The organism is Bacillus sp. S2(2024) (assembly GCF_050474045.1).
In the GTDB taxonomy this organism is placed as follows: Bacteria; Bacillota; Bacilli; order Bacillales; family Bacillaceae_G; genus Bacillus_A; species Bacillus_A yunxiaonensis.
The window spans coordinates 2840848-2855302 of sequence record NZ_JBFLUS010000003.1; the positions used below are offsets into that span (position 1 = coordinate 2840848).

General features: G+C 37.9%; 11 protein-coding genes. All 11 read right to left on the reverse strand.

The window, feature by feature from the left end:
* Window positions 1–58: 58 nt before the first annotated feature.
* Window positions 59–4363 carry a PolC-type DNA polymerase III gene (locus AB1284_RS14260; RefSeq protein ID WP_429754210.1) on the reverse strand — a complete coding sequence of 1435 codons (4305 nt, stop codon included), beginning with the start codon at window positions 4361–4363 and terminating at the stop codon, window positions 59–61.
* 87 nt (window positions 4364–4450) lie between these two features.
* Entirely contained in the window at window positions 4451–6145 is a 1695-nt protein-coding gene (locus AB1284_RS14265; RefSeq protein ID WP_429754209.1) for a proline--tRNA ligase, read from the reverse strand.
* A 15-nt stretch (window positions 6146–6160) separates the two neighbouring features.
* The gene (rseP, locus tag AB1284_RS14270; RefSeq protein WP_429754208.1) at window positions 6161–7417 is read right to left on the reverse strand and encodes an RIP metalloprotease RseP; all 1257 of its coding nucleotides are present in this window, start codon (window positions 7415–7417) and stop codon (window positions 6161–6163) included.
* An 18-nt stretch (window positions 7418–7435) separates the two neighbouring features.
* Entirely contained in the window at window positions 7436–8578 is a 1143-nt protein-coding gene (gene dxr / locus AB1284_RS14275; protein ID WP_429754207.1) for a 1-deoxy-D-xylulose-5-phosphate reductoisomerase, read from the reverse strand.
* A gap of 23 nt (window positions 8579–8601) precedes the next feature.
* Window positions 8602–9390 carry a phosphatidate cytidylyltransferase gene (locus tag AB1284_RS14280; protein WP_429754206.1) on the reverse strand — a complete coding sequence of 263 codons (789 nt, stop codon included), beginning with the start codon at window positions 9388–9390 and terminating at the stop codon, window positions 8602–8604.
* 17 nt (window positions 9391–9407) lie between these two features.
* Window positions 9408–10184 (reverse strand): isoprenyl transferase, encoded by a 777-nt coding sequence (locus tag AB1284_RS14285; protein ID WP_429754205.1) that lies wholly within the window; start codon window positions 10182–10184, stop codon window positions 9408–9410.
* 85 nt (window positions 10185–10269) lie between these two features.
* A complete protein-coding gene (frr, locus tag AB1284_RS14290) occupies window positions 10270–10827 on the reverse strand; it encodes a ribosome recycling factor (RefSeq protein ID WP_429754204.1) in 558 nt (185 codons plus the stop codon).
* Window positions 10828–10829: 2 nt separating this feature from the next.
* Window positions 10830–11552, reverse strand: coding sequence for a UMP kinase (pyrH, locus tag AB1284_RS14295; protein ID WP_154711805.1), 723 nt, complete (start codon window positions 11550–11552; stop codon window positions 10830–10832).
* Window positions 11553–11617: 65 nt separating this feature from the next.
* Window positions 11618–12505 carry a translation elongation factor Ts gene (gene tsf, locus AB1284_RS14300; protein ID WP_429754203.1) on the reverse strand — a complete coding sequence of 296 codons (888 nt, stop codon included), beginning with the start codon at window positions 12503–12505 and terminating at the stop codon, window positions 11618–11620.
* Between the two features lie 82 nt (window positions 12506–12587).
* Entirely contained in the window at window positions 12588–13289 is a 702-nt protein-coding gene (gene rpsB, locus AB1284_RS14305; RefSeq protein WP_090912758.1) for a 30S ribosomal protein S2, read from the reverse strand.
* Window positions 13290–13639: 350 nt separating this feature from the next.
* Window positions 13640–14419 carry a GTP-sensing pleiotropic transcriptional regulator CodY gene (gene codY, locus AB1284_RS14310; RefSeq protein ID WP_020059163.1) on the reverse strand — a complete coding sequence of 260 codons (780 nt, stop codon included), beginning with the start codon at window positions 14417–14419 and terminating at the stop codon, window positions 13640–13642.
* Between the last annotated feature and the right edge of the window lie 36 nt (window positions 14420–14455).

Here is a 14455-nt window from a genome sequence, read left to right on the forward strand (position 1 = left end):
TATCTCGCTTACTAGTATATCATAGCAACCATGGTTTTGCAAAGACTTTTCCTACCTATTAGAACAGTGACAGCTGGTTTTGATCTGGTAGTTCTCCTAAACAACCTTGACTGTCTAAATACTCAATAATTGTTTTTGAAATCTTACTGCGCTGCTGTAAATCCTCTTTGGATAAGAATTCACCATTTTCACGTGCTGCTACGATATTTAGCGCAGCATTTGTACCGAGGCCAGGTATTGCATTAAATGGTGGAATTAATGTATTCCCATCAATAATAAAATCAGTTGCACTAGAGCGATATAAATCAACCTTTTGGAATGAATAACCACGTTCACACATTTCTAATGTCATCTCTAATACTGTTAGTAAACTTTTCTCTTTCGGCGATGCATCTAATCCTTTTTGCGTAATTTCATCAATTTTAGCACGAATGGACACTGAACCTTTTACCATCGCATCTAAATCAAAATCGTCTGCACGAACAGTAAAATATGCTGCGTAGAATAAGAGTGCGAAATGCACTTTGAAATATGCGATACGTACAGCCATTAGGACATATGCCGCCGCATGGGCTTTCGGGAACATGTACTTAATCTTTTTACATGAATCAATATACCATCCCGGCACATTATTATTGCGCATTTCCTCTTCCCACTCCGGAGGCACACCTTTCCCCTTACGTACAGATTCCATAATTTTAAACGCTAAAGATGGTTCTAAACCTTGGTAAATTAAATATACCATAATATCATCACGACAACCGATTACTTCACTCAGTGTACATGTACCATCATAGATTAACTCATTTGCGTTTCCAAGCCATACATCTGTACCGTGAGATAATCCAGAAATTTGGACAAGCTCGGAGAATGTCGTTGGCTTCGTTTCTTCTAACATTTGACGAACGAATTTTGTACCGAATTCCGGGATACCAAGTGTCCCTGTTTTACAGTTAATTTGCTCTTCTGTTACGCCAAGCGATTCTGTACCTGAGAAAATTTTCATTACTTCTGGATCATCAGTCGGTATTGTCTTTGGATCAACTCCACTCAAATCTTGCAACATACGGATAACTGTCGGATCGTCGTGTCCAAGTATATCAAGTTTTAATAAGTTATCATGGATGGAATGGAAGTCAAAATGTGTTGTTCTCCATTCCGCATCTAAAGAATCTGCTGGATATTGAATAGGTGTAAAATCAAAGACGTCCATGTAATCTGGTACTACAATAATACCACCTGGATGCTGTCCTGTCGTCCGCTTAACACCCGTACAACCCGCTACAAGGCGATCAACTTCTGCGCCTCGAATCGTTAAATTATGATCTGATGCATAGCCTTTCACATAACCATACGCTGTTTTTTCAGCAACTGTACCAATTGTTCCGGCACGATATACATTATCTTCACCAAACAGCACTTTCGTATAGTTATGAGCGCGAGGCTGATATTCTCCCGAGAAGTTCAAATCAATATCGGGAACTTTATCTCCTTTAAAACCTAGGAACGTTTCGAACGGAATATCATGACCATCTTTTTTATATGCAGTTCCGCAGTTTGGACAATCTTTATCAGGTAAATCAAATCCGGAACCGACCGACCCATCATTAAAAAACTGTGAATGTTTACAATTTGGACAAACATAATGCGGCGGCAAAGGATTTACCTCTGTAATTTCCATCATTGTCGCAACAAATGACGAACCAACCGAACCACGTGAACCAACAAGATAGCCATCAACAAGAGATTTCTTTACTAACTTATGTGAAATTAAATAAATAACAGCAAATCCATGTCCAATGATACTTTTCAATTCTTTTTCCAAACGGGCTTCTACAATTTCTGGAAGCTCATCCCCGTAAATACTCCGCGCCATTTCGTAACTCATATCCCGCGTTTCATCGTCTGCACCTTCAATTTTTGGAGTGTAAAGGTCATCTTTTACAGGCTTTACTTCACCGATCATCGATGCAACTTTTTGCGTATTTGTTACAACAATTTCTTTTGCTTTCTCTTCTCCTAAGAAGGAGAAGCAGTCTAGCATTTCATCTGTTGTTCGGAAATACACAGGCGGTAATGAATGACGATTCAATGGATTTGCTCCACCTTGCGAACTTACTAAAATTTTACGATACATTGCATCTTCAGGATTTAGATAATGTACATTTCCTGTTGCAACAACAGGCTTGTCTAACGTCTCACCTAACTTTACTAGATTAGAAATAATTGTCTTTAATTGACCCTCATCACGAACGAGCTCAAGCTCCACCAAATGTCGTAACACTTCTGGAGGCATAACCTCAATGTAGTCATAAAACTGTGCAACTTCCTCTACTTCTTCTGGTGCCTTTTGCATCATTGCTTCAAATACTTCACCTTTATCGCAAGCTGTACCAACTAATATACCTTCACGATACTTCTTTAATAAAGAGCGCGGAATACGCGGTACACGGTAGAAGTATTGAAGATGCGCGTAAGAAACAAGTTTATATAAGTTCTTCAGCCCTTCATCCGACGTTGCAAGCAGTGTCACATGACTTGGACGCCCACGTTTATACGCATCACCTTGTCCCATACTGTCATTTAACTGATCGTGATATTCAAATCCCTTTTCGATTACACTTTTTAGCATTTTCACAAGCAAATAACCAGTTGCTTCTGTATCATAAATGGCACGGTGATGTTGCGTTAATTCAATATCCAGCTTTTTACACAACGTATTTAAACGATGATTTTTCATCTCTGGAAATAAGAAACGAGCTAACTCTAACGTATCGATAACTGGGTTTTTCGTTTTTTCTAAACCGCTTTTCTTAAATCCAACATTTAAGAATCCCATATCAAAGCTCGCATTATGGGCTACAAGTGTATGATTACCAATCCATTGTTCAAACTTTTTAAACACTTCTTCTACTTCTGGTGCATCCGTTAGCATATCATCTGTAATACCCGTTAATTCAATGATTGTTGCTGATAACGGCTGATGTGGATTTGCAAAGGATTCAAAACGATCGATAATTTCTCCGCCTTTTACTTTTACAGCAGCAAGCTCAATAACTGTATCATATACGGCTGATAACCCTGTCGTCTCGACATCGAATACAACATATGTTTCATCTGCGAGTAATCGATGTTCCTCATTATAAGCAATTGGAACACCATCATTCACAAGATTTGCTTCTACACCAAAAATCACTTTAATTCCCGCTTTTTTCCCAGCAGAATACGCTTCAGGAAAAGATTGTGCAACAGCATGGTCTGTCACAGCTACTGCCTCATGTCCCCATTTTGCCGCTTGACTCACAAGTGCAGATGCAGATGTTACAGCATCCATTTGGCTCATAGGCGTATGCATATGAAGCTCTACCCTTTTTTCTCCTTCAGGTGCTTTATCTTTCCGAGACGGTCCTGTTATTTCATTAATATCGTTTGCAATCATGACTAAATCTCGAACAAATGTATCATTTTGAACAGATCCACGCGCTTTTACCCACATTCCTTTTTTCAACGATTGTAGAAGTGGAATATCTTCTTTATCGCGTGAGAACATTTTAATCATAATGGAATCGGTATAATCAGTTATCTTTAATGTCAATAACGTACGTCCGCTTCGCAGTTCTTTCGTTTCAACATCAAATACATAACCTTGTACTGTTTTTCTTCTTTCCTCATCTTGAATTTCACGAAGCGATGTAATTTCTTCATCAGGCTTAATTAAATAACCAAGAACAATAGGTCCCTCATGTACCATTTCATTTTGTTCTTCCGCCTGTCGTTTTGCCATTTCTTCCATCGCTTGCATTACACGCTGACGATCTTCTTGCTGTGTTTGTTCACGAAACTTTTGCACTTCCTCATCATTTTGCTTCACATTTGTCTCAAGTTGAAAACGCGGAAACCCAAACACCTCATATTGATCTCCAATTGGTTTCGCAAGATTTTTCTTAACCGTCTGTGCTTCTAAATCGTTATTTACATCTAATAATAATTTGACACCATTCGTTTGTGGCGGCTTCTCTTTTAAATAAGCAAACATTGGAGAAAACGTAATTTTATTTGTACAAATTGGCCAATACGCTTGGACATCTGCTTCTGTATAGTTCTTATTTTCTGTGTCTATCATAAACGATGTTTTTGCAATATGTGAAAATGACCGTTCCAATTGCGCTTCTAATATTTCATATACTTGCGCTGGTAAAATACGTGGAACTTGCAAATAAAAACACCAGCTCTTATTCGCTTTATCAACAAGTAATTTTTGAATACCGCCACCTTGCAAATATTCATGTACAAGATTTTCAGGAATTTGTAATTGCTCAAGCAAAATTCGAAAACGCTCTTGTTGTTCGTTTGTTAACGACATATGCAGCCTCCTTTCATCATATCAAGAAACTTCCATTGCTCTTCTCATAGCAAGAGAAGGTACCTCATAACGAGGTACCTCTTCTTATTATAAAATATTAGCAATGTATGTGTGAAGTTCTTCCACTTTCACTTCTGCAGATTCATTTGTTGCACGTACTTTTACTTCAACAATGCCTTCATCGGCTTTTTTACCAACTGTTACTCGAACTGGAAGACCGAATAAATCTGCATCAGCAAATTTTACGCCTGCACGTTCTGCACGGTCATCTAATAATACTTCATATCCTTGCTCTTGTAATGAATTGTAGATATTTTCACCGACTTCACGCTGTGCATCAGATTTCATATTTACTGGAATCACATGTACATGAAATGGCGCAACTGCCTTTGGCCAAACTAAGCCATTCTCATCGTTAAATTGCTCAGCAATCGCTGCAACTGTACGAGATACACCAATTCCGTAGCAACCCATAATGATCGGTTGTGTTTTACCGTTTTCGTCCAAGAATGTCGCATTCATAGATTCACTATAGCGTGTACCAAGTTTAAATACATGTCCCACTTCAATACCGCGAGCAAAGCGAATTGTTCCCTTGCCATCTGGAGAAAGATCTCCTTCTTGGATGAAGCGTAAATCTGTATATTGGCTTACTTTAAAGTCACGTTCTGGGTTTACATTCACGTAATGGAAGCCTTCTTCATTTGCTCCGCAACATCCATTTACGATAGCTTGTACAGCATAATCAGCAATTACTTCTACTCCTGTTACACCAATTGGACCTAAAGAACCGACTTCACAGTTTAATAATTCTTTTACTTCTTCATGAGATGCAAGTTCGACAACAGAAGCACCGTATAGGTTTTTCACCTTAACATCGTTCACTTCATGGTCTCCGCGAACAAGAACACCAATAAATTTCTCGTCTGCTTTAAAGACCATAGACTTAATACAATTTGATGCCTCGATATTTAAGAACGCAGATACTTCTTCAATTGATTTTTGATCTGGCGTTGCAACTTTTTCAAGTGTTTTTTCTACCTCATCGCTCTTTTCATAAGAAGCAATAACAGGTGCCATTTCAATATTTGCAGCATAATCAGATGTATCAGAATATGCAATTGTATCTTCTCCTACATCTGATAACACCATAAATTCATGTGTATCTTTTCCACCCATTGCTCCAGAGTCAGCGATAACAGCACGGAAGTTTAAACCACAGCGCACAAAAATATTAGAGTAAGCTTGGAAAAGACGGTTATACACTTCATCTAAACTCTCTTGCGTTGCATGGAAGGAATATGCATCCTTCATTAAAAACTCTCTTCCGCGTAACAAACCAAAACGCGGCCTTTGTTCATCGCGGAATTTTGTTTGAATTTGATAAAGTGTTAAAGGTAATTTTTTATATGACTTAATTTCGTCACGTACAAGATCAGTAATCACTTCTTCATGTGTTGCTCCTAGAGCGAACTCACGATTATTTCGATCGTTCATACGCATTAATTCTGAACCATATGAATACCAGCGTCCAGATTCTTGCCATAATTCAGCTGCCTGAAGAGCTGGCATTAATAATTCTACAGCACCAGCTTTCTCCATTTCTTCACGAACAATACGCTCTACTTTATGCAACACTTTCAGACCAAGCGGCAAAAAGCTATATATACCTGAAGCATTTTGACGCATAAATCCTGCGCGTAGTAGAAGCTGATGGCTTTTAATTTCCGCATCAGCTGGTACTTCACGCAATGTAGGACTAAATATTATACTTTGTTTCATTCTATAGCACCTCTTTTATAAGAAAAACTTCCGTATATCATTCCATGTTACGACTAACATCAGTAACATTAATAAAGCAAAACCAATAAAGTGAACCATTCCTTCTTTTTGACGGTCAATCGGTTTCCCGCGGAGCGCTTCAATTAAGAAGAAGAAAAGGCGTCCCCCATCTAATGCAGGAACAGGTAATAAGTTAAACAAGCCAAGATTTATACTTAGAACAGCTGTTAAGCTAAGAACACGAATCGTACCATATTCTACAACTTGGCCTGTTAAGTTGTAAATCCCTACTGGGCCAGATAAGTCGTTAATCGAAAAATGTCCTGTAACGAGCTGAACAAGGGAAACAAAAATAAGTTTTGTCCATCTGTATGTTTCATCAAATCCCGCTTTAATAGAACCAACCAGGGACTTCTCAACAGGCGATTGTACCCCGAGTCTACCAACCGTAACATTGCCCTCTTTTTCAGCAGCAGGCGTAACTTGTATCGTCATTTTTTTACTATCACGAGTTACATCCATCTTAATTTCTTTTCCTGGATTTTCACGAACGATATTTACTACATCTTGCCAACTATTTGTCGGTTTATTATTAATTGACGAAATTTTATCATCTTCATGTAATCCAGCTTTCTGTGCCACGCTACCAGATACCACTTTTCCAATTATCGGTTTATCCACAGGAATCCCTTGTATAAAACCAATCATAACAAATATAACGAAAGCAAGAACAAAGTTCATTGCAGGACCTGCAAAAATAGCAAGCGCTCGTTGTCCTAACGTTTTTGAGCCAAATTGTCGATTATACGGCGCAATCTGCGTTTCCTCTCCTGCTGAAACATAACGAGCTTTCTCGTGAATCCGAAATGTTTGTAAATCTTCTTCGTACTCTTCATATCCAGATATGATTAACTTGTGTTCCAAGTCAGCTTGTTCCACTTCAATAACACGAACATTTGGATATTTTTCACGATTATCCAAAACAATTTTCGTAACCTCTTCTTTTTCGTTTAAAACAAGTCCAACTTTTGTACCAGGCTTTAGTTCAATGGTTTCTGGATCCTCCCCAGCCATTCGTACATAACCACCAAGCGGAAGTAAACGAACTGTATAAACTGTTTCATTTTTTTCAAACGAGAACAATTTTGGACCAAAACCAATGGCAAATTCACGACACAAAATACCAGCACGTTTGGCAAAGTACAAATGTCCAAGTTCATGGAAAAACACGAGTGCACCGAAAATTAAAATAAAGACAATCGCTGTATTCAAGTTCCATAACCACCTTTGCTAAATTTGTTCCATCACAAATCGTCTTGTGGCAGCATCGATTTCCTGAATTTCTTCTAAGCTTGGACGCGCAATGACATTGTGATGGTGCATTGCTTTTTCAATGAGGTCTTCTACTGTTAAGAAACTGATTTTCTTTTGCAGAAAAGCTTCTACAGCGGCTTCATTAGCTGCATTCATCACAGTTGGCATACTTCCTCCCATTTTCCCAGCTTCATATGCAAATTGAAGACAGCGGAAACGTTCCATATCCATTGTTTGAAAATGTAATGTTCCAATTTCCCATAAATTCAGCTGTTTAGCGTTTGGAAGTGAAAAACGATCAGGGTAAGTAAGTGCATATTGAATTGGAACACGCATATCTGGTGTACCAAGTTGCGCCATTACACTGCGATCTTCAAACTCAACCATTGAGTGAATGATACTTTCTTTATGTAATACAACATCGATTTGCTCATAAGGGATATTAAAAAGCCAATGCGCTTCAATAACCTCTAATCCCTTATTCATCATTGTAGCAGAATCAATGGTAATTTTCGAACCCATAGACCAGTTTGGATGACGAAGTGCATCTTCTACTGTTACATATTGAAGTTCATTCCTCGTTTTATCTCGGAAACTTCCACCTGATGCTGTCAATATTAATCGAGAAATACGCTTCTCATTTTCTCCGTTTAAACATTGAAAAATAGCAGAGTGTTCACTATCTACAGGAAGTAAAGATACGTTATGCTTTTCTGCAGCTTCCATAACTAAATGCCCTGCTGTTACTAATGTTTCTTTATTTGCAATTGCAATCGTTTTTTTCGCCTCAATTGCTCGTAACGTCGGTAGTAATCCGACACTACCAACAACAGCGTTTACAAGTATTTCTGCATCCGGATGAAGTGCAACTTCAAGCAGCCCTTCATCTCCATATACAATTTTCGTATTTCCACAAACTGTTTGTAATCGCCAAGCATCTTCCTTTTGTTGTACAGACACAATCTCAGGAGAAAATTCTTGAATGATTTGCTGAGCAAACTCAATGTTTCTCCCCACAGAAAAAGCAACGAGACGGAATTGGTCTTGGTGCGAGCGCAATACATCTAATGTTTGCGTTCCAATTGATCCACTTGCACCTAATAAACTAATGGTTTTCATTACTCCAACTCCTCGTTCGTTCATTAAATGAAATGTAAGAAATGTAATAATGGTAATACAAATAACCAGCTATCAGTTCGATCGAGAATACCACCGTGTCCTGGTAAGATTGTACCCGAATCTTTTACACCATAATGACGTTTAAATGCCGACTCTACTAAGTCTCCGATTTGACCAAATACCGATATTGCAATGGTAACTGCAATAAGAACAGCTATATTCGAATGAACCGGTAAAAATACATTATACACAAGAGCGACAACAATTCCACATAAAATACCGCCGATAGAACCTTCTATCGTTTTATTTGGACTAATTTCTGGCCAAAGCTTTCGTTTCCCGATCGCTTTTCCAATAAAGTAAGCCCCGGAATCCGTTGCCCAAATCACAAACAATGCATAAAATACATATTGAATTCCTGCAAGACGAGTTTCATTCAAATAAAAGAAACCCATCGCAACATAAGTTGTTGCCATCAATAAAAACGCAGCATTGTCAAAAGTAAATGTATTCTTAGAAAGGACAGTATATGATAAAAGTAATAAAACAATTACAAATGTAATTTCTACTTTTGTTAAACCAATTGTTTCAAATACACCCGTTACATTACTTGGAACTAAAATAGTCCAAAGCAATAATGCTGCTAAAACTGTAGGCATAGAGATAACCGTTAGTTTATTCATTCGAATTAATTCATATAATCCAACGGAAGCTAATGCATACACTAAAATTGTAAAAGGCACGCCACCGTAAAATACGATGGGAATGAACAGCGCGGCAGCAATCACTCCAGTAATTATTCTCTGTTTCACTACCAAACCCTCTCTTTCTACACGCCTCCAAATCTGCGACCTCTATTTTGGAAGTCAGTAATGGACTGTAATAAATGTTCTTCTGTAAAATCCGGCCAATTTACATCAGTAAACCACAATTCTGTATAAGCAATTTGCCACAGCATAAAATTACTAATACGGATTTCACCACTTGTTCGGATTAGTAAATCAGGATCAGGCAATGTTCTTGTCATTAAGTACGAAGAAATAGTATCTTCTGTTATTTCTGCAGAACGAAGTTTTCCTTCTTCACTATCCTTAACCATATTTTGCACAGCAGATACAATTTCATCACGACTTCCATAGTTTAACGCAAAATTTAAGATTAATCCCGTGTTATCTTTCGTATCCTCAATCGCTTTTTCCATCGCTCTGCGCGTATGAGTTGGAAGGCGATCCTTTTGTCCTATGACACGTACTTGTACATTTTCTTCAATAAGCTCTGGCAAAAATGCACCTAAAAATTCTTCAGGAAGTTTCATTAAATAATCCACTTCTAATTTTGGTCTTTTCCAGTTCTCTGTAGAAAAGGCGTAAAGAGTCAGTACTTTGACACCGAGTTTACTAGCAAACTTCGTAATTTTCTTTACGACTTGCATTCCTTCATGATGACCTGCAATGCGAGGCATCGCCCTTCTTTTTGCCCATCTTCCATTACCATCCATAATGATTGCAATATGCGCTGGGATTTCTCCTTTTTTTGCTTCTTCTACGAGATGATCAAACGACGCGATCTTATTGCCTTTAAAAAAAGGAAGTTTTCTAAACATCATTCAAACCCTCCAACGAGCAGACATATGCCTAAAAGTGTAAAAAGACCCCCTTAAGAAGAGGGTCATATTTGCGAAAGCTTCGCGATTACACTTCCATAATTTCTTTTTCTTTGTTTTTTGTAACATCGTCAACTTTTGCGATATATTTATCTGTTTCTTTTTGGATATCTTCTGTATATCCTCTTAAATCATCTTCTGTAATGTCGCCGTTTTTCTCAAGTTTTTTCAATTCATCGTTTGCATCACGACGAACGTTGCGAACAGCTACTTTTGCATCTTCAGAATATTTTTTCACAACTTTCACAAGTTCACGACGACGTTCTTCTGTTAATGCAGGGAATGCAATACGAATAACAGTACCATCATTAGAAGGATTTAATCCTAAATCAGCTTTTAAAATTGCTTTTTCAATATCACCGATAGATGTCTTATCGTATGGCTGAATAACTAGCAAACGTGCTTCAGGAACTGTGATGTTTGCTAATTGTACAACCGGAGTTGGTGCACCGTAGTAATCTACTTGTACTTTATCTAATACAGAAGCACTTGCACGACCTGCACGAACTGTTGAAAGTTCACGAGAATATGCTGCAACTGCTTTTTCCATTTTCTCTTTTGCATTGCTTAACACTTGTTGTCCCATTATTATTTCCCCCTCACAATTGTTCCAATATTTTCGCCCAGAACGGCACGTTTAATGTTTCCTTCTTCCATGATAGAGAATACAATTAACGGAATATCATTATCCATACATAAAGAAGAAGCTGTAGAATCCATTACACCCAAGCCTTCTTTTAAGACGTCTAAATATGTAAGTGATTCGTATTTTGTTGCTGTTTCATCAATTGTTGGATCCGCACTATATACGCCATCTACATTATTTTTCGCCATTAAAATAACATCTGCCTCAATCTCAGCTGCACGTAGTGCTGCTGTTGTATCGGTAGAGAAGTAAGGGTTACCTGTACCTGCTGCAAAAATTACAACACGTTTCTTCTCTAAGTGACGATTTGCTTTACGACGAATGTAAGGTTCCGCTACTTGGCGCATTTCAATAGAAGTTTGCACTCGTGTTTGAACTCCTAAATTCTCTAAGCTGTCTTGAAGAGCTAAAGAATTCATTACCGTTGCTAACATTCCCATATAGTCAGCCGTTGCACGATCCATTCCCATTTCGCTACCAATCTTACCGCGCCAAATGTTACCACCGCCAACAACAACTGCAACTTCTACGTCTAACTCAGCAATTTCTTTCACTTGCTCAGCAACAGATTTAATAACAGACGGATTAATTCCAAATCCTTTATCTCCAGCTAAAGCTTCACCGCTTAGCTTTAATACTACACGATTATATTTTGGCTTACTCATAATGAACCTCCATTGCCTACATCTTTATTTTAAAAAAGGGAACACAATGTGTCCCCCAATCTTTATTAGTTGCTGCCTTTTACTTGGTTCATTACTTCTTCAGCAAAGTTGTCTTGACGCTTTTCAATACCTTCACCAACAGCGTAGCGAACGAATCCTTTTAATGTGCCGCCTTTAGACTCAACGAACTGACGAACTTTCATATCAGGATTTTTAACGAATGCTTGGTCAAGTAAGCAAATCTCTTCGAAGAATTTACCTAGGCGACCTTCAACCATCTTAGCAACGATTTTTTCAGGCTTGCCTTCGTTTAAAGCTTGTTGTGTTAATACTTGACGCTCATGCTCAACTTCTTCAGCTGTTACAGCATCGCGGTCGATGTATTTAGGGTTAACTGCTGCAATGTGCATTGCTACATCTTTAGCAGCCGCTTCATCTGTAGAACCTTCAAGAACTGCTAATACACCAATGCGTCCACCCATGTGTAGGTAAGCACCGAATGCATCTGCATCAGTTTTTGATACGATTTCAAAACGACGAAGTGTAAGTTTTTCACCAATTTTAGCGATTGCTTCGTTGATGTGCTCTTCTACTGTTTTGCCGTTTGCAATTGTTTGAGCCATTGCTTCTTCAATGTTAGCAGGTTTGTTAGCTAATAAGTGAGCAGCTAATTCTTTAATTAATGTTTGGAAACCTTCGTTTTTCGCAACGAAATCAGTTTCAGAGTTTAATTCTAAAATTAAACCGTCGTTACCGTTTGTTTCGATGAAAGTTAAACCTTCAGCAGCGATGCGGTCTGCTTTTTTAGCAGCTTTTGCAATACCTTTTTCACGTAAGAAATCAATTGCTTTCTCCATGTCGCCGTTAGTTTCTGTTAAAGCTTTTTTGCAGTCCATCATACCTGCGCCAGTTTTTTCACGAAGTTCTTTTACCATTTGTGCAGTGATTGCCATACTTTTCATCCTCCTAAAATATGTATATATACCTTAAAAAAGGTGATAAAAGGCCGAACCCCTTATCACCTTTCCAAATTTGTTACGCAGTAACAGTTTCTTCACCTTGTTTTGCTTCAAGGATCGCGTCTGCCATTTTAGATGTAAGAAGTTTTACAGCACGAATTGCATCATCGTTTGCTGGAATTACGTGATCGATTTCGTCTGGATCACAGTTTGTATCAACGATACCGATGATTGGAATGTTTAATTTGCGTGCTTCAGCAACTGCGATACGCTCTTTACGAGGGTCTACTACGAATAATGCATCTGGAAGACCTTTCATATCTTTAATGCCGCCTAAGAATTTTTCAAGACGCTCTAATTCTTTCTTAAGTTGTACAACTTCTTTCTTAGGAAGTACTTCGAAAGTGCCATCTTCTTGCATTCTTTCGATGTCTTTAAGGCGTTTAATACGCTTTTGAATTGTTTGGAAGTTTGTTAACGTACCACCTAACCAACGTTGGTTAACGAAGTACATACCAGCGCGAGTTGCTTCTTCTTTAATAGCATCTTGTGCTTGTTTTTTTGTACCTACGAATAATACGTTACCGCCGTTAGCAGCGATGTCTCTCATTACGTTGAATGCTTCTTCAACTTTTTTCACAGTTTTTTGTAAGTCGATAATGTAGATACCGTTACGCTCTGTGAAAATGTAACGTTTCATTTTTGGGTTCCAACGACGAGTTTGATGTCCGAAGTGAACACCAGCTTCAAGCAATTGCTTCATAGAAATTACTGACATAATTTAGTTCCTCCTAAATGGTTTTTGATATCCTCCGTTCACTTCATCTTTAAGCGAAACTACAAGCGTAGCACCAACACTTAAATCAATGAACGTGTGTACTTTGTACTGACACCACTGACAACTATATCACAACAAAATATCACAATCAAGTCGAAAATACATACATTATGAAACTTTCTTTTCAGTTACTTATTTTTACTATCGAATCATATTACAGTATTGCCATTCTCCCTTATTTTTAAGCTATTTTAATAATAAAACGTTCCTCTCATTAAGATTTTTTTCTGCTGAGCACATTAAAAAAGAGCTCTTCTGCACAATACAGAAGAGCTCTTTTTCTCTTAACATTAGTTTGTTTTTAATTTTGCAAGTTCATGTAAAAATTTATCATTCAATACTTTAATGTATGTTCCTTTCATACCTAAAGAACGAGATTCGATTACACCAGCACTTTCTAACTTACGAAGTGCGTTTACGATTACAGAACGTGTAATACCTACACGATCAGCAATTTTACTTGCAACAAGCAATCCTTCTGTTCCATTTAACTCTTCAAAAATATGCTCAATTGCTTCTAGTTCACTGTATGATAATGAGCTAATTGCCATTTGTACAACCGCTTTACTACGTGCTTCTTCTTCAATTTCTTCTGCTTTTTCACGTAGAATTTCCATACCTACTACCGTAGAACTATATTCAGCAAGAATTAAATCATCATCTAAGAATTCTTGACCAAGACGCGCTAATACTAATGTACCTAGACGCTCACCGCCACCAACGATTGGTACGATTGTTGTTAAACCTTGACCAAACAACTCTCTGTTTTCTACAGGAAACGCTGTATACTCACTGTTTACTTCTAAGTTTGGAGATGTTTCAGTTACATTGAATAAGTTCTTTGTATATTCTTCTGGGAACTGACGCTCAGCAAGCATTTGTTTCATGCGCTCGTTTTCGATTTGCTGGTGGATTGCATATCCTAATAATTTTCCGCGACGACTTACAATAAACACGTTCGCTTCGATTACTTCACACATCGTGTCAGCCATTTCTCTAAAGTTTACTGGTTTACCTGCTGCGCTCTGTAATAACGCATTCAGCTTTCTTGTTTTTGCTAATAATTCCATTTCAAAATTTCCTCCTACATATTATTCACATAATTT